At 69.6% G+C, this 17,404-nt stretch carries 12 protein-coding genes; 8 read left to right on the top strand and 4 right to left on the bottom strand.

All coding sequences use genetic code 11. From position 1 onward, the window contains the following. Positions 1-91 precede the first annotated feature (91 nt). Positions 92-277 carry a YjfB family protein gene (locus tag ACKI2N_RS30310; RefSeq protein WP_420992366.1) on the top strand — a complete coding sequence of 62 codons (186 nt, stop codon included), beginning with the start codon at positions 92-94 and terminating at the stop codon, positions 275-277. Between the two features lie 114 nt (positions 278-391). Here the strand turns inward: ACKI2N_RS30310 and ACKI2N_RS30305 are convergent, their stop codons facing one another. Genes ACKI2N_RS30305 through ACKI2N_RS30295 form a run of 3 tightly spaced genes read right to left on the bottom strand, consistent with a single transcriptional unit; the run spans position 392 to position 5,929 of the window. Further along, the gene (locus ACKI2N_RS30305) at positions 392-1,714 is read right to left on the bottom strand and encodes a TolC family protein (RefSeq protein ID WP_420992367.1); all 1,323 of its coding nucleotides are present in this window, start codon (positions 1,712-1,714) and stop codon (positions 392-394) included. A gap of 11 nt (positions 1,715-1,725) precedes the next feature. After that, positions 1,726-4,800 (bottom strand): efflux RND transporter permease subunit, encoded by a 3,075-nt coding sequence (locus ACKI2N_RS30300; protein ID WP_420992368.1) that lies wholly within the window; start codon positions 4,798-4,800, stop codon positions 1,726-1,728. After that, positions 4,793-5,929, bottom strand: a complete 1,137-nt coding sequence (locus tag ACKI2N_RS30295) for an efflux RND transporter periplasmic adaptor subunit (RefSeq protein ID WP_420992369.1) — start codon at positions 5,927-5,929, stop codon at positions 4,793-4,795. The genes ACKI2N_RS30300 and ACKI2N_RS30295 overlap by 8 nt, the downstream gene beginning before the upstream one ends. Before the next feature lie 747 nt (positions 5,930-6,676). Here ACKI2N_RS30295 and ACKI2N_RS30290 point away from each other — a divergent pair. From ACKI2N_RS30290 to ACKI2N_RS30280, 3 genes are all read left to right on the top strand, one after another. Next, positions 6,677-7,339, top strand: a complete 663-nt coding sequence (locus tag ACKI2N_RS30290) for an NAD-dependent epimerase/dehydratase family protein (protein WP_420992370.1) — start codon at positions 6,677-6,679, stop codon at positions 7,337-7,339. A gap of 313 nt (positions 7,340-7,652) precedes the next feature. Beyond that, positions 7,653-7,970 carry a hypothetical protein gene (locus tag ACKI2N_RS30285; RefSeq protein ID WP_420992371.1) on the top strand — a complete coding sequence of 106 codons (318 nt, stop codon included), beginning with the start codon at positions 7,653-7,655 and terminating at the stop codon, positions 7,968-7,970. Positions 7,971-8,110: 140 nt separating this feature from the next. Further along, positions 8,111-10,462, top strand: coding sequence for a hypothetical protein (locus ACKI2N_RS30280; protein ID WP_420992372.1), 2,352 nt, complete (start codon positions 8,111-8,113; stop codon positions 10,460-10,462). 130 nt (positions 10,463-10,592) lie between these two features. Here the strand turns inward: ACKI2N_RS30280 and ACKI2N_RS30275 are convergent, their stop codons facing one another. After that, complete coding sequence (locus ACKI2N_RS30275; protein WP_420992373.1) at positions 10,593-11,804, bottom strand: MFS transporter; 1,212 nt, start codon at positions 11,802-11,804, stop codon at positions 10,593-10,595. 518 nt (positions 11,805-12,322) lie between these two features. Between ACKI2N_RS30275 and gnd the strand changes: the two genes are divergently transcribed. The 4 genes from gnd to ACKI2N_RS30255 all read left to right on the top strand — a co-directional run bounded on the left by gnd (position 12,323) and on the right by ACKI2N_RS30255 (position 17,038). Continuing rightward, positions 12,323-13,318, top strand: coding sequence for a phosphogluconate dehydrogenase (NAD(+)-dependent, decarboxylating) (gene gnd / locus ACKI2N_RS30270; RefSeq protein WP_420992374.1), 996 nt, complete (start codon positions 12,323-12,325; stop codon positions 13,316-13,318). A 152-nt stretch (positions 13,319-13,470) separates the two neighbouring features. Beyond that, positions 13,471-14,997 carry a glucose-6-phosphate dehydrogenase gene (gene zwf, locus ACKI2N_RS30265; RefSeq protein WP_420992375.1) on the top strand — a complete coding sequence of 509 codons (1,527 nt, stop codon included), beginning with the start codon at positions 13,471-13,473 and terminating at the stop codon, positions 14,995-14,997. A gap of 61 nt (positions 14,998-15,058) precedes the next feature. After that, positions 15,059-15,868, top strand: a complete 810-nt coding sequence (locus tag ACKI2N_RS30260) for a Cof-type HAD-IIB family hydrolase (RefSeq protein ID WP_420992376.1) — start codon at positions 15,059-15,061, stop codon at positions 15,866-15,868. A gap of 207 nt (positions 15,869-16,075) precedes the next feature. Continuing rightward, positions 16,076-17,038 (top strand): chemotaxis protein, encoded by a 963-nt coding sequence (locus ACKI2N_RS30255; RefSeq protein WP_420992377.1) that lies wholly within the window; start codon positions 16,076-16,078, stop codon positions 17,036-17,038. Positions 17,039-17,404: the final 366 nt, after the last annotated feature.

Here is a 17,404-nt window from a genome sequence, read left to right as displayed (position 1 = left end):
CGCGCGTGGCGCCGCGGCTTTCCCGGCCGGCCTGCCGGCATCCCGGCCACCCGTACCCCCAACCGCAAGCTGAAAACAGGACGATTCACTCATGGATACAGCCATCGTCAGCGCGGCAAGCAACGCCGGTTCCGACCCGGTGCCCTTGCTGATGCTGCGCAAATCGCTGGACCTGCAGGCCGAGGGCGTGGCCGCGCTGCTGGCGTCGGTGACGACGGCCAGCGTGCCGGCGAGCAACCCGCCGCACCTGGGCCAGAACATCGACATCAAGGTGTAGCAAGGCGTAGCAACATGTAGCAACGGCAAGCCCGGCGCCCGGGAGACACGCCGGGCGCCGGGCCCCATTTTCCATTCCGCCACCGCCGCCGCCGCCACCCCCGCCGCCGTGGGCTCAGAGCGATGGCCGCTCGCCGGTGGCAAGCTGCAGCGCCACCGTGGCGCCCGCCAGGTCGGCGCGCGACTGGAGGTAGTCCAGGTAGGTCTCGTCGGCGGTGCGCTGCGCGTCGAGCAGCGCCAGCAGCGACGCCGCGCCGTGGCGGTACGACCGGCGCATGCCGTCCAGCACGCGGTCGGCGTCGGCGCTCACCGCGTCCCGGTAGCGCTCGAAGTTCTCGCGCGCGGCCTGGAATGCCAGCAGCGCGCGGCGTACCTCGGTACCAGTCTTCAGCTCGGCCTCGCGCACGGCCAGCATGGCCTGGGTGACGTCCGCCTCGGCCTGCACCAGCTCGCCGCGCTGCAGGCGCGACAGCGGCAGCGGGACCGACACCGATACGCCCAGCATGCGCGAGCGCGGCGTGCCGTCGCCGCCGCCGCTGCCGGGCGTGCCCGGCGCCAGCGTCAGGCCCAGGCTCACGCTCGGGTCCACCCAGCGGTTGGCGCGCGCCAGCGCCGCGTTGTCGCGCAGGTGGTCCAGCGCGGCGCGCGCGATGCGCACCTCGTCGCGCGCCTGCAGCGCCCGCGCGACCAGCGCGCCGGCATCGCCGCCGGGGTCATAGGCGCGGACATCGCAGGCCAGCGGCGCATTGCCGAAGGCATCCTCCACGCGCACGCCCAGCCGCACCGACAGCGCCTGCATGGCCGCCTGCGCCGCCGCGCGCGCGGCGGTAACGCCGGCGGCAAAGCGGTCGCGCTCCACGCGCGACTGTGCCAGCTCCAGCCCGCCGACGTCGCCCGCCGCGCGCCGGGCCTCGTTGGCGCGCACCACCTGGCCCAGCGCCGCCAGCGCGGATTCCTGCCGCACCAGCGCCTCGCGGCTGCGGCACGCCTCGGCGAAGTCGGCCGCGGATTCCGCATACAGCGCGTTGCGCCATCCCTGCACGCTGGCCTGGACCAGCCGCAGGTTGCTGCCGGCGGCGCGCACGCGCGCCGCGCGCTTGCCGCCCAGCTCCAGCGGGATCTCCACGCCCAGCTCATGCGTGCGCGCCGGCCGGGGCGCCACCGCGCGGCTGAGCTCGATATTGCCGCGGCCGTAGGTGAGCACCGGGTCCGGCCGCACGCCGGCGATGCCGATGCCGGCCTGCGCGCCGCGGACGGCCTCCTGCTGCGCGGCCAGCCCGAGATTCTGGCGCTCGACCAGGTCGAGAAACTCCGCAAAGCGGACCGGCTCCGCCCCCGCCGCGCCGGCGGCCGGCATCAGCAGCGCGCACGCCAGCAGGGCGGGCAGGGCGAAGGGTTTGCGCTTGTTCTTGTGTTTGTGCCTGTTCTTGTCGTTCATCCGGATTCTCCTCAGGCCGCGCGCCGCGCGGCGCGGGCTTCCACGAGGTAATAGAGCGCGGGCAGCAGCAACAGCGTCAGCAGCGTGGCGCTGGCCAGCCCGCCCACCACCACGGTGGCCAGCGGGCGCTGCACGTCGCTGCCCAGGCCCGTCGCCAGCATTGCCGGCGCGAGGCCGATGGCGGCCACGGTGGCGGTCATCAGCACCGGGCGCATGCGGCTGGCGGCGCCTTCGATCACCGCCGCGCGCAGGGCCATGCCGTCCTGCGCGCGCAGCCGGTTGATCTGCGCGACCATCAGCACGCCGTTGAGCACCGCCACGCCGAACAGCGCGATGAAGCCCACCGCGCTGGACACGTTGAGCGTCATGCCGCGCAGGTGCAGCGCGGCCAGCCCGCCGATGGTGGCCAGCGGCACCGCCAGCAGCACCAGCGCCGGCTGGCGCAGGTTGCGGAACTCGGCGAACAGCAGCACGAACATCAGCGCCAGCGTCATCGGCAGGATCACCGCCAGGCGCGCCTGCGCGCGCTCCAGGTTCTCGAACTGGCCGCCCCACTCGACCTGGATGCGCCTGGGGTCGTAGCGCAGCGCGGCGTCCAGCGCCGGGCGCGCCTGCGCCAGGAAGCCGGACAGGTCGCGCCCGCGCACGTTGAGCCGCACGATCAGGTGGCGGCGCGCCATCTCGCGCACGATCACGCTTTCGCCCGCGGCGGTGCGGATGTCCGCCACCTGCGCCAGCGGCACCTTGGCGCCGTTGGCGGCGGCCAGCATCAGGCCGCCGATGCCGTCGGCGCTGGCGCGCGCCTCGGGCGGGAAGCGCACGGTCATGTCGTAGCGCCGCTCGCCCACGTAGACCTGGCCCACCGGCGCGCCGCCGATGCCGGTGGCGACCAGTTCGGCCACGTCGGCCGCGTTGATGCCGTAGCGCGCGGCGGCGGCGCGGTCCAGGTCGATGCGCAGGTTGGGCAGCGGCGGCTCCACGTCCACCGCCACGTCCGCCGCGCCGGGCACGGCGCGCAGGGTGTCCGCCACCTGGGCGGCAATGCCGCGCACCTCGGCGAGGTCGTCGCCGAAGATCTTGACCACGAGGTCGCTGTGCGCGCCGGACAACTTGTCCTGCACGCCGTCGATCATCGGCTGCATGAAGCCCACCGTGAAGCCGGGCATCCGCGCGTAGCGCGCCGCCAGCTTGCCGATCAGTTGCTGCTTGCTCATGCCGGAGGCCCAGGTCCGGTACGGGTGCAGGCCCACGCTGGCCTCGATGTGCGAAGGCGTCCAGTAGTCGGTGCCGTCGTCGTTGCGGCCGGTCTGCGTGACCACGTAGGACACCTCGGGAAACTCGCGCGTGGCGCGGCGCAGCTCGCCGGCCATGTCCGCCGCGCGCCCGAGCGTGATGCCGGGCGGCAGCTGCACCTGCAGCCACAGCGAGCCCTCGTCCAGGTAGGGCAGGAAATCGCGCCCGATGGCCGCGCCCAGCGCCAGCACGCCGGCCAGCGCCAGCGCGCAGGCCGCCGCCACCCAGCGCGTCCGGCCGATGCCGCGCTCCAGCACGGCGCGGTAGCGCGCGCCCAGCCACGCCAGCGCCGGGTTGTGGAACACGCGGCGCGGGCGGCGCATGGCGATCCACGCCAGCCCCGGCACCAGCGCCAGCGCCACGATCAGCGCGCCGGCCAGCGCCGCGCCCACCGCGAAGGCCATCGGCGAGAACAGCTTGTACTCGATGCGCTCGAACGAGAACAGCGGCAGGTAGGCGGCCACGATCACCAGCATGCCGAAGCCCATCGGCCGCGCCACCTGCAGGGCCGCGGCCAGCGCGTCGCGCGGCGCGAGCACGCGGCCCGCCTCCTGCTCGCGCCGGCGCAGGATGTTCTCCACCAGCACCACCGCCCCGTCCACCAGGATGCCGAAGTCGATCGCGCCCAGGCTCAGCAGGTTGGCCGGGATGCGCAGGTGGTGCATGAAGACGAAGGCGATCAGCAGCGACAGCGGAATCGTCAGCGCCACGATCAGCGCCGCGCGCGGGCTGCCCAGGAACAGCAGCAGCACCACCGCCACCAGCAGCATGCCTTCGGCCAGCGTCATGCCCACGGTGCGCATGGTGGCGTCGATCAGCGTGGCGCGGTCTAGGTAGGGCACCACCTTCACGTCCGCCGGCAGCAGCTTGTCGTTGAGGTCGCGCACGGCCGCGTGCACGCCGTCGAGCGCCTGCGCGGCGTTGAAGTCCTTGAGCAGCAGCGCGATGCCCGAGACCGCGTCCGGGTCGTCGTCCTTGCCCAGGATGCCGCGCCGCTCCACGTTGCCGTAGCGCAGCGCGCCGAGGTCCTTGACCAGCACCGGCGTGCCGTCCTTCACGGTCACCACCACGTTGCCCATGTCGTCGAGCGAGCGCAGCAGGCCGGTGCCGCGCACCACGTAGGACTGCTCGCCGCGGTCGATCACGCTGCCGCCGCTGCTGGCGTTGTTGGCATTCAGCGCGGCGCTGACCTGCGCCAGCGTCAGCTTGTACTGCGTGAGCCGCGCCGGATCGAGCTCGAGCATGAACTGCGTGGTCAGGCCGCCGAAGGTGGTCACGTCCACCACGCCGCGCACCTTCTTCAGGCGCGGCACCACGGTCCACGCCTGCAGCTCGGACAGCTCGCGCAGGCTGCGCGTGGCGGATGCCAGCGTGTAGCGGTAGAACTCGCCGGTGGGCGAGGTGTAGGGGTCGAGCCCCGGCCTGGCGCCGTAGGGCAGCTCGACCTCGTCGAGCCGCTCCCGCAGCCGCTGGCGCGCCCAGTAGCCATCGGTGCCGTCCTCGAACACCACCGTGACCAGCGACAGCGCGAACAGGCTGCGCGTGCGCAGCACGTGCATGCCGGGCGTGGCCAGCAGCGCGCGCTCCAGCGGGACGGTGATCTGCTGCTCGATCTCTTCGGCGCCCAGCCCGGGCACCTGCGTGACGATCTGCGAGGTGACATCGGCAATGTCGGGATACGCCTCGACCGGCAGTTGCTTCCAGCTATAGGCGCCGTACAGCGCCACCAGCACGAACACCAGCCAGACCACGGCGCGCCGGTCGAAACACAGGGTGACGAAGCGGTCAATCATGGAGCAGCACCCCGTTCTTCACCACGATGCGCTCGCCGGCCGCGAGGCCCGAGCGGATTTCCACCATGCCGCCCGCCTGCGCGCCGGTGGCGACCACGCGCGGCACGAAGCGGTACGGCGCGGTCTCCACCAGCACGCGCGTCTCCAGCCCGCCCTGCAGCAGCGCCGAGGGCGGCACCAGCAGGGCCGGCTGCGCCTGGCCGGCGAGAGTGACCTTGGCGTACAGGCCCGGGCGATAGCGTCCGTCGCGGTTGTCGATGGCCACGCGCACCTTCACCGTGCGCGTGTCCGCGTCGAGGATCTCGCCCACGTAGCGCACTTGTCCCGTGACCGGCGCATCCGGATACGCATTGAGTTCGATGCGCGCGGGCTGGCCGACGAAGACCGCGCCGATGTCTTTCTCGGACACGTTGGCGGCAAGATAGACGGTGGACAGGTCGGCCACCGTCATCGCCGGCGCGGCGGTGTCGTTCCAGTAGCCGCCCGGCGCGGCCTCCAGCGCGATCACGCGCCCGGCCAGCGGCGCGCGCATGGTGTACTGCCGCTGCGACGGCGCGCCGCCGCCCGCGCCCAGCTGCGCCAGCCGCGCGGCGGCGGTCTCGGCGTCGCTGCTGGCCTGCGCGTAGGCCAGCCGGGCCTGTTCGAAGTCCTTGCGCGCGGCGATCTCCGCGTCCAGCAAGGTGCGCTGGCGCTCCAGCTCCAGCCGCGCCTGCTGCTGCGCGGCGCGCGCCTTGCCGGCCTCGCCGCGCGCGGCGCTCAGCTCGGCGGAGTCCAGCGTCAGCAGCGCGTCGCCGGGGCGCACCGCATCGCCCAGCGCCACGTGCAGGCGCGCGACGCGTCCCGGCAGCGGCGGCACGATGCGCACCAGCCGCGCCGGATCGGCCTCGATCTCGCCGGGGATCGAGATGGGGCGCTGCAACGGCGTCTCGGCGATGGCGCGGATCTCCAGGCGCGCGCGCAGCGGCGAGGCGGCGGGCACGAAGATGGCACCGCCGGCGCGCACGAGGTCGGTGGAAGCCGCGGACGGCGCCGGGGCGCCGGCATGCGCGCCGCCGTCGCAGCCGCTCAGGGCAACGCAGGCGGCAAGCGCGCAGGCGCCCGCCTGCAGGGAAGGGGTATTCAGGAACATGGTGTCTGGCTCTCGGAACGGAGTCGAACGGCATCGACAGGCGTGACGCATCCCCGGCGCTGCGCGGCGCGAACGCGCGCAGGTAACCGGCGACGGGCGCAGGCCCGGCGAACTACGGGATGAAGGACGGCGCGGAGAGCGGGGCGGGAAAGACCGGGCGGACGCGTGCGGCACGCTCAACGGCGGCGCGCGCGGCGCGGGTCAGGCAGTCAGCCGCGCCCCCGGCGCGTCGGACTACAGGAAGGGTCGGGATCCATGTCTGGCCTCTTGTCGGTTCTGGGTGGATCGGCGGGGGGCGGGCCGCGCGCCGGCGCACGGGCGCGCCTGGCGAGAGACGCACGCAAGCACCGGCGCGCTGCCGCGCAGGCGCGCTCGGAAGAAGCAAACCGGAATCAGGAAGGCAGGCGGGACAGAACGTCCGGCCTCAAAGCACCGTGCCGCAGGCGGGCACGGACAAGCAATACCGTGGCCCGATCAGGCGGCGATGCCGATCCTGGATCGGCTACTGTCGTCGGAACAATTGCCCACTGGGTATGCCCTGTCGTTGAGAATGCGCGTACTCTAGCGGCGGGTGTGGCATGGGTCAAGCAAAAAAGCCGTGCTTCATCGCGATCCGTGCCGGTGCCGCCGCGCGGCAAAATTCCGGGGCACCGCGGCGCCGCGAATCAAGCGGATTTTTCCGCAACGGTATTCTGGCAATTCGCAAAACGCGGCACCGCCGCCTTTCACCGAACGGGAAGCGTATCCATGAACGTACTGATATTCGGCGCCACCGGCATGGTCGGCCTGGGCGTGCTGCGCGAATGCCTGCTGGCCCACGACGTGGCGCGCGTGCTGACCGTGGGCCGCACGCCCACCGGCCAGCAGCATCCCAAGCTGACCGAGCTCGCACATGCCGACCTGTTGCGCTACGACGGCATCGAGCCGGCACTCACGGGCTTCGACGCCTGCTTCTTCTGCCTGGGCGTGTCCTCGGCCGGCATGTCCGAAGCCGAGTACACCCGCGTCACCTACGACATCACGCTGGCCGCCGCCCAGGTGCTGGCCCGGCTCAACCCGCAGATGACCTTCGTCTACGTCTCCGGCGCGGGCACCGACAGCACCGAACAAGGGCGCTCGATGTGGGCGCGGGTGAAAGGACGCACCGAGAACGCACTGCTGAAACTGCCGTTCAAGGCCGCGTATATGTTCCGCCCGGGCGGCATCCAGCCATTGCACGGCATCCGGTCCAAGACCGCGGCCTACCGGATTCCCTACATGATTGCGGCGCCGGTGCTGCCGCTGCTGCGGCGGTTGTTTCCGGCTTATCTCACTACGACTGAGCAGGTGGGACGGGCTATGTTGATTGTGGTGCGGAGGGGGTTTGCCCGGGCGGTGGTGGAGGCTCGGGATATTGATGGTATGCGGTAGGGGGATTTTTTGGGGATTTTTTGCGGCCCAGGTGGCTTGGGCTTGGTCGTTTCAGCTCATGCTGAGTCTGCTTGGGTCTGTGGGCCTAACGGCCCGAGCTTGATAGCCCATTCGCACACATGTAAGTGTCACTTTTCTTTTCTCGAAAAGAAAAGTAACCAAAAGAAAGCGATTCTTGCAGAAGGCTGGGCGCTCAGACTTTAAATCTGATGGTGGTTTCGTGGTGGGCGCGGTGGCCCCGACTTGAGAGTAGCCCCATACACTCGCGCCCCGGTCCACCACGCCCACCACGAAACCATGAGGGTGCTACGTCGTGGCCGCCAAAACCGGTAGCGGCAGATGGCAGAACAAGCAGTGCGCCCGCCATCATAGGTCTGACCCCGAGACCACTGCCGCCAGCAGGATCGTGGTGAGTGGAACCGGTACCGGCAGGATACCAGCAGAACCGCAGTCCCCACCACGAAACCACCAACAATCAGCAATCCCAACGTTTCTGCCCCTGCCGGCCAGGCAGTCCGCTTTCTTTGCCTACTTTCTTTTCGGAAAAAAGAAAGTAGGTCGCTCCGGGGGAGCGAAAGCCTTTGACTTTGAATTTGAAGTTGACTTTGAAGTGGAACTTGATTTTGATTAAATAATTGAATTTGAATTATTCTTTAAATTTGCATTTGACAACAAGACGTAGACTTTAAAATCAAGCAGTGGATATTGAGCCAACCTATGACGTCAACTCTCCTTCCCATAACCCCCCCCCTCGGCAAAAATCCCCACTTCTTGACCCCCTTGAAGAGGGGCGCGGCAACACCCCGACATCCAACTAAAATCCCCGATCCTGGTCGCCCGGCGTGCGTTTGCTGCGGTCTCATCGCAAGACAGCGCGGACTCCGGCGATCGAGTAGAACAGCCAGTGGTCGCGGCAGGAGCCAATCGATGTTGTTAGCGCAGTATCTTGCGAATTGTGGCGTGACGGGAATCACGTCCAAGGCGATTTTCTTCAAGCCGGACATTCCGGCCGAGAAGTTGTCGAATGCGGTCAAGGCGTACGGCGGGCGGGCCGACGAGGACGATGTCCTGGTCCTGGTCGACGACACCTTCTGGGGTAGCGCAAAGGAAGGCATCCTGATCACCGGCGATGCGCTGTTGTACAAGGTGGCGGGTCATGGCGCCGGGCGCCACGAGATCGGTGCGCTGCGCAGCGTGGCATCCACCAAGAGCGGTATCGCGCTCGATGGCAAGGTGGTGGCGAAGCTGACCAAGGCCGGCGAGTACGAGCTCGGTTATCTGTTTGCCGTGCTCCAGGACTTCGTGGCAAAACGCGCCGCTTCCGCCAGCGCCGGCGATACCGCCGCGGCATCGGCCGTGCTTGACGTCGCCGCGCTGGCCGGGATCTGCGCAGCCTATTCCACGCCGGTCTGCTTCACGGCCGAGGAACTGCAATCCCAGGGGACGCACCTCTCGGCCCTTGAGCGCAAGCCCGCCAGGACACCGTCCTACTACGTGCTGGACGACATTCCCGCGCGCCTGGCCGAGATGGCACGGTTCAGCCTTGGCATTCCCGCGCGGGACACCCTTGTCGCGCTGTCGGACCTGACCATCAACGGCGGCAATGCGGCCGAGGCGTTCGCGGTGACGGAGCGTGGCTTGTATTCGCGGGCCGGCAGCGGCAAGGACACGGTTTTCATCCCCTGGGACACGCTCAAGCGGCGCTCCGTGGCGGCCGAGACGACACCCGGGCGGCATTGCGGCGTGGCGTTCGACGACGGCACCGCGCTGACGGTGTCGAACCGCAACAGCATCGTCAAGCCCTACGGCGCGGCGCTGATCCGGGGGTTGATTGCCCTGGCGGCCGGCGCGGAGGGCACGGTGCGGGCGCCGCTCCAGCCTGCATCGGATTCCGCTCCCGCGTCCGCGTCTGCGGAACCGGAGGCCCCCGCCACGGAGGCACTGGCGGATACCCCGCTTGCCCTGGCCGTGGTGGAGGAAGTCGAAGCCTTGGCGAAGGCCGGCGCCGGCGATGCCGGCAAGTCGGCCGGCGTAAAGGAAAAGCTCACCGCGCTGGTGCTGTCCGCCGTGGAGCAGAACAAGGGGCGGATCGTTCCGTTGCTCAAGGAAAAAGCGGGCGAAGCATCGATCGCCGCGTTGCGCCGCGACGAGAACGTCGTCAAGGTCGCGACGCTGCTGTACGCCAGGTTGCCCGGCATCGTCCGGCTCGCGCTCAAGGAACAGGCCTTCATCGACTTTTTCCTGGAGAACCGGGACAAGCTGCTCGAACAGATCCTGGCCGGCGAGCCGGCGCGGCCCGCGGGCGAGACCGTTGCCGGCGCCGCCCCCGTGCGCGAAGCCGTCGAGCCGGCCAGGAAACGGCTCTCCGCGCTCAAGTCGCCCGCGGCCGGCGAAGACGCCGCCGGCATCGGGCGGTTCTCGTCCACCTACTTCCCGGAACTGAAGTCCGAGCTGGCGAGCATGGCGCGGGAGTTCGATCAGGCCGCCCGCGCCCTCAGCCCCGCCGAACGGCGCAGCGAGGCGTTCCAGGAGGCGGCCCTGCACCGCCACATGGCCGTGCTGATGATCGGCCTGACGGACCTGTCGCTTGCTTTCCCGCGCGAACTCGCGGCGCGCGACCCGCAGTGGGAGGGCCAGAACCAGGCCATCATGCGCAGCGACCGCGCCATTGCCGAGGTCATGGTCTACTGCCTCGCTTCGGTCTCGAACCTGCTGCGCAAGGAAGCGGATTTCTCCGATGAAGATGCCGCCGATTTCGTCGGGGAACTGGCATCGAAGATATTCTTCGGCTACTTCGTGCAGGAAGCCAGCCCTGGCGAGAAGCGCATGCTGCGCAATGGCCGCCCGCCGCAGCAGGCCGAGCAGACCGAGGCCATGCGGCGCTTCCGGGAGAGCTTGCGCAGGCTGCGCGCCAACAAGTACAACGACGATACCCACGACCTGCTCGGCAACTTCGCCAACAACGTGTCGTTCTCGCTGGAAGAACTATTCGATACGCCTGCGGGCAACCTGAAGCACTACAGATTGCTCCACGACTCGAAGGAGCACATCCACGCGGTGTTCGACAAGATGGATATCCGGATCGAAACGCTGCTGGTGGATTTTCTGGAGCAGAACCAGTAGGGGCTTGGCGGCAAGGGCTTCGACGGCGCGATGCGCCGGCCCCTCGGCGGCCATCGATGGCCGCCTTTTTTTCACCAGGCGTTGTTGCGGATGCGCTGACCGGCCTGCATCCGGCGCGGCCGGCCCGCGCCTAGCCTGCCGCGCGCGCCCGCGCCGCCAGCACCTGGCTCAACCCCAGCCCCGCCACGGCCGACAAAGCCGAGAACAGGAACACCGAGTCGTAGCCCGCATGGTTGGCGATCACCCCCGCCACCGGCCCGGTCACCCCCAGCGATAAATCCAGGAACAGCGCATAGGCACCCAGCGCCGAACCGCGGTTGCTGGCCGGCACCAGCTTGACCGCTTCCATGCCCAGCGACGGAAACACCAGCGCAAAGCCGAATCCGGTCACCGCCGCGCCGGCCAGCGCCATGGCTGGCGAGTCCGCCATCCAGATCAGCGCCAGCCCGAGCGCTTCCACGGCGAACGAGCACAGCGCCACGCGGTAGCCGCCGAAGCGGCCGATGCTGTCGGCCAGCAACAGCCGCGCCACGATAAAGCTCACGCCCAGGCTGGTCAGCGCCAGCGCGGCGTGGTCCCAGCCGCGGCTGCCGTAGTACAGCGTGACGAAGGCCGTGATGGTGCCGAAGCCCACCGAGCCCAGCGCCAGGCACAGGCCGAACGGCGTCATGTGGCGGAACACGGTGCGAAACGGCATGCGCGCGCCCTTGACGGTGGGCACCGCTGCCTTGCGCCGCGCCAGCGCGAACGCGGCCGCGGCCAGCGCGGTGGTGGCCAGGCCGAGCGCGGCAAAGCCCAGGTGCTTGTCGAGCAGCACGCCCAGCGGCGCGCCCAGCCCCAGCGCGCCGTAGGTGGTCATGCCGTTCCACGAGATCACCTTGCCGGTGAAGCGCGGGCCCACGTCGCCGATGCCCCAGGCGATGGTGCCGGTGGTGACCAGGCTTTCGCCCGCGCCCAGCACCAGCCGCCCGGCGAACAGCCACGCCAGGCTCAGCCACGCGGTGCCGGCGAAGGCGCTGGACAGCATGACCAGCAGGCCGCTGCCGGCGCACAGCGCCAGCCCGAGCGTGACGGATTTCTTCGGCCCTTGCAGGTCGCACAGGTTGCCGGCCCAGGCGCGGCTGAGCAGCGTGGCCAGGTACTGGATGCTGACCGCCAGGCCGGCGATGACGGTGCCGTAGCCCAGGTCGCCGTGCACGAAGCCCGGCACCACGGCCAGCGGCAGGCCCACGGTCAGGTAGGCGATGAAATTGAAGAAGACGATGGCGGCGATGCGCCGGCCGATGCTGCCCTGCTGGTCCCCGGAATCGGGAGCGGCGAGGGTCGAACTGTTTGCGGACATGCTGGGGCGAGGACGGAAAATCGGTACGGCTGGAATAAAACAGGCAAAGCCATCGGGCGGCGGCGGCCGGCGACAGGCTGTGACGGATAAGGTGGGTTGCCGGCGCGGCTCGCGTGGCTATTCGCGCCGCGGCACGGGCAAGGGCGGGGAACAGGTCAGGGCAACGCGGAGGCGGCAGGACGGCAGGGCTGGCAAGGACATGGCAGGGCGGGCGGTTGGCCGGTGCGTGTCCCCAGATGCAGTCCGGTAAAAAGAATCCGCCCGGTCGTGTGCGATCCCGCCGGGCTGGTGCCGCTATTTTAAGCGTGCGTTTAGGAACGTGCAAACGGCGCGGAATTTAACGTGGCTGCGGCGCTCGAACCAGAGCCGGCGCCTCGCGGCGTGTGATTCGTGAGCATCTTTTTCTGGCGCCCCGGCGCATCTCGCGGCGACCCGTGCATGCGCGCGCCGGGAGGCGGACAATGGTCCGCTGGTTTCCTAGCTGTTGTCACCCCCTGACTCAATCAAAGGACCTCATCATGCAACTCGGAATCGTAGGGCTTGGGCGCATGGGCGCGAACATCGCCAGGCGGCTGCTGCGCGGGCAGCACGAAGTCGTGGTGTACAACCGTAGCCCCGACAAGGTGCAGGAACTGGTGAGCGAAGGCGCGCAGGGCGTGGCCAGCGTCGAAGACATGGTCGGCAAGCTCAAGGCCCCGCGCGCCATCTGGGTCATGCTGCCGGCGGGCGAGACCACCGAGCAGATGATCGGCACGCTGGCCGGGCTGCTGCCGCCGGGCGACGTCGTCATCGACGGCGGCAACACCTTCTACAAGGACGACATCCGCCGCGCCGGCGAACTGGCCCGGCGCCAGCTCCACTATATGGATGTGGGCACCTCGGGCGGCGTGTGGGGGCTGGAGCGCGGCTACTGCCTGATGATCGGCGGCCCGGCCGAGGTGGTGGACCGGCTCGATCCGCTGTTCGACACGCTGGCCCCCGGCTACGGCACCATCCCCCGCACGCCCGGGCGCGATCCCGCCAGGAGCCGCGCCGAGCGCGGCTACATCCATGCCGGCCCGGCCGGCGCCGGGCACTTCGTCAAGATGGTCCACAACGGCATCGAATACGGCCTGATGCAGGCCTACGCCGAAGGCTTCGACATCCTCAAGACCAAATCGTCCGACAGCCTGCCCGAGGCCGAGCGCTTCGACATCGACCTTGCCGACGTGGCCGAGGTCTGGCGGCGCGGCAGCGTGGTGTCCTCGTGGCTGCTCGACCTGACCGCCCAGGCGCTGGCCGGCGACGTGGCGCTGTCGCGCTTTCCCGGCGAGGTGGCCGACAGCGGCGAGGGCCGCTGGACCATCGATGCCGCCGTCGAGCAGGCGGTGCCGGTGCCGGTGCTGTCCAGCGCGCTGTTCGCGCGCTTCCGCTCGCGGCAGGACCATACCTATGGCGAGAAACTGCTCTCGGCCATGCGCTTCGGCTTTGGCGGGCACGTGGAATACGTGACCGGCGGCGGGGAGAAGCAATAATGGCCGCCGCCGAGAAAGAGGCCGGGAAGGACGCCACGAAGGGGGCGACGAAGGGGGTAACCAAGGGCGCAACCAAGGAGGCAGCCAGGGCATCCGCCAAAGCGCCCGCGAAAGGCGGCGCCGCCAAGGCCGCCGGCAACCACCGCCCCGTCATGACCAAGGCCCCCAAGCCGCCGCCGGCCACGGTGTTCCTGTTCGGCGCGCACGGCGACCTGGTCTCGCGCCTGCTGGTGCCCGCGCTCTACAACCTGCGCCGCGACGGCCTGCTGTGCGAGGGCCTGCACCTGGTCGGCGTGGACCACAACGCCATGACCGACGCCGCCTTCCGCGAGCGGCTGGCGCAGGGCATCCGCGCCCGCGCGCGCCCCGGCGCCGAAGGTGGCGTGGAAGGCAAGCGCCGCGCCAAGGTCTTCGACGCCAAGATGTGGAACCCGCAGGCGCGCCGCATCAGCTACCTGCAAGGCGACTTCCTCGACGACCGCACCTATGCCGACATCGCCGCGCGCATCAAGGCCGCGCCCACCGGCAACGCCGTGTTCTACCTCGCCACCTCGCCGCGCTTCTTCGGCGAAGTGGTGGACCGGCTCGCCGCCGCCGGGCTGCTGACCGAGTCGCCCGGCGTGTTCCGCCGCGTGGTGATCGAGAAACCGTTCGGCTCCGATCTCAAGTCCGCCCAGGCGCTCAACGCCCGCGTGCTGCGCGCCATGTGCGAGGAGCAGGTCTACCGCATCGACCACTACCTCGGCAAGGAAACGGTGCAGAACATCCTGGTCAGCCGCTTCGCCAACGGCCTGTTCGAGGCGTTCTGGAACAACCACTACGTGGACCACGTGCAGATCACCGCCGCCGAAACCGTGGGCGTGGAGCAGCGCGGGGACTTCTACGAGCACACCGGCGCGCTGCGCGACATGGTGCCCAACCACCTGTTCCAGCTCATGGGCCTGGTCGCCATGGAGCCGCCCGCGGCCTTCGGCGCCGACGCCGTGCGCGCCGAGAAAGCCAAGCTGATCGGCGCCATCCGCCCGCAGACGCGCGAGGAAGCGCTGGCCAACTCCGTGCGCGGCCAGTACCGCGCCGGCACGATGGCCGGGCAGAAGGTGCCCGGCTACCGCAGCGAGCCCAAGGTCGCGCGCAACAGCCGCACCGAGACCTACGTGGCGCTCAAGCTGATGGTGGACAACTGGCGCTGGGACGGCGTGCCGTTCTACCTGCGCACCGGCAAGCGCATGGCCGTGCGCGACACCGAGATCGCCATCTGCTTCAAGCAGGCACCGTCCTCGCTGTTCCGCGACACCCGCGTGGACCGCCTCAAGCCCAACTACCTCACCATCCAGATCCAGCCGGACGAAGGCATGTGGTTCGACTTCCAGGCCAAGCGCCCCGGCCCCGCCGTGGAGATCGACAACGTGCAGATGGGCTTTGCCTACTCCACCTTCTTCCACATGCGGCCCTCCACCGGCTACGAGACGCTGATCTACGACTGCCTGATGGGCGACCAGACCCTGTTCCAGCGCGCCGACAACATCGAGAACGGCTGGCGCGCCGTGCAGCCCTTCCTCGACGCCTGGCGCGAGGACGACACCGCCGACGTGCAAGGCTACAAGGCCGGCAGCGACGGCCCGCGCTGCGCCGACGAACTGCTCGCGCGCGACGGCCGCCGCTGGCACAAGCGGGACTGACGCCATGACCGCGCAAACGCCTCCGCTGCCCCCGATGTCCCCCACGTCCCCGCTGCCTCCCATGTCCCCGGTCGACCTGCTGGTCTCCGACGTGGACGGCACCCTGCTGCGCCCCGACAAGACCCTGGCGCCCGCCACCGAAGCCGCCGTCGCGCGCCTGCGCGCCGCCGGCATCCGCTTCACCCTGGTCAGCAGCCGCCCGCCGCGCGGCATGCGGCGGCTGGTGGAGCAGCTTGGCATCGACCTGCCCACCGCCGCCTTCAACGGCGGCGCCATCGTCGCGCCCGACGGCAGCATCAGCGAGGCCCTGCACCTGTCCCGCCAGGCCGCCGCCCACACGCTGGCCCTGTTCGCCGGCACCGGCGTGGATACCTGGGTCTTCGCCGACGGCCAATGGCTGCTGCGCCGCACCGACGGCCCCTACGTGCCGCGCGAGCTGCACACGCTCGGCTACGGGCCGCTGGTGGTGGACAGCTTCGACGGCTACCTCGGCCGCGTCGACAAGATCGTCGCCGCCGACGCCGACCCCGGCCTGCTGGCGCGGCTCGAAGCCCAGCTCCATGCCCAGCTCGGCGCCGACGTGGGCGCGCTGCGCTCCCAGACCTACTACCTCGACGTCACCCACCCCGACGCCAACAAAGGCAATGCGGTGGCCGCGCTCGCCGCCCGCATCGGCGTGCCGCTCGCGCGCACCGCCGTGATCGGCGACGGCGCCAACGACGTGCCCATGTTCGGCCGCGCCGGCCTCTCCATTGCCATGGGCCAGGCCGAGCCCGACGTGCGCCGGCACGCCGGCCACGTCACCGCCAGCAACGCCGACGACGGCGTGGCCCAGGCCATCGCGCGCCTGCTGCTGCCCGCCGGCGCCTGAGCGGCGCGCCCGCGGCGGCCCCGCGCACGCCTTTGCCCTCAATTTTCCGGCCATCCGGCCGTTAGCCAAGACAGTGGCCCGTCATTGCAGCACCGGTCCTCCGCGCCAGCGCCAAAAGCGCCGCCGGAGCCGCATGGCAGCGCGGGTCCAGGGACACGATCAACTCCGCGCGGCACGACCCGCGCCTTGGCTGGACAAAGGAAGCGTATGAGCAGCAGCAGCGCGATGAGAGACATCGACGAACGGACCAACCTCACCAACAACAACCAGTTCGAGTTGCTGTTGTTCCGCCTCGGCGAATCCGACCAGTCCACGCACAGCGAACTGTTCGGCATCAACGTCTTCAAGGTCCGCGAAATCCTGGTCATGCCCAAGGTCACCACCGTGGTCGGCGGCGGCCCCGCCATGCTCGGCATGGCCGACATCCGCGGCCAGGTCATCCCCGTCATCGACCTGCCCAAGCTGGTCGGCTGCACCCCCAGGAGCGGCCTCAACATCCTGCTGGTGACCGAATACGCCCGCTCCACCCAAGGCTTCGCCGTCGAAGCCGTGGAAGAAATCGTGCGCCTGGAATGGAACCAGGTCGTCTCGGCCGAGACCAGCGTCAAGGGCGACCTCGTCACCAGCATCGCCAAGCTCGAAGCCGACAGCGACAACCCGCGCCTGGTCCAGGTGCTCGACGTCGAACAGATCCTGCGCGACGTGCTGCCCACCCGCCAGCCCGAAGTCGACCCCAAGACCGTCGGCCCCCAGCTCAACCTGCGCCCCGGCGCCAAGATCCTCGCCGCCGACGACTCCGCCTTCGCCCGCAGCCTGATCGAGCAAGGCCTCAAGGCCATGGGCGTGCCCGTGCTGATGACCAAGACCGGCGAAGAAGCCTGGCAGCAGTTGGGCGAGATCGCCGAACACGCCGCCGCCGCCGGCCGCACCGTGCAGGACGAAATCGCCCTGGTGCTGACCGATCTCGAAATGCCCGAGATGGACGGCTTCACCCTCACCCGCAAGATCAAGGGCGACGCGCGCTTCAAGTCGATCCCGGTGGTGATCCATTCCTCGCTGTCCGGGACGGCGAGCGAGGATCATGTGCGCAAGGTGGGGGCGGATGCTTATGTGTCCAAGTTTTTGGCCAAGGATCTGGCCGAGACGATTCGGGGGGTGTTGGCGAAGTGAGGGGTTGGGGTTTGGCCGGCGCCGGGTTGTGGGCTGGCTAACCCTATGTCCTGAATTCTCAAAAGCTAGTAGAGTCGTGCCGGCGTGACTCCGCCGAAGGTATACTTCCTCTCGTCGCCGCGCTCGCGGTGACCGGGTTTAGCAGCCTGTTTATGAGGGACGGACAGCCGCCTTCGGGCGGTTTTGTTCGTCATGCCTTCGCACGCCCATACGGGCGGGCCTGGGTGGGGGAGCCTTCGGGCTCGCCGGTCCTCTACCGGTCTGCTAACCCTGCCTTGCGCCCGCCCACCCCGAATAGCAGCGGGAAGCGGGATCGAAATCGCTTTAGAGGAGGCAAGCCAATGCTTCAGTCTTCGTTCGCCCATC

Source organism: Cupriavidus sp. 30B13, from assembly GCF_049059565.2.
Taxonomy (GTDB): Bacteria; Pseudomonadota; Gammaproteobacteria; order Burkholderiales; family Burkholderiaceae; genus Cupriavidus.
Note: the sequence above shows the minus strand (reverse complement) of the source record. Positions and strands in the feature narration are given on the sequence as shown.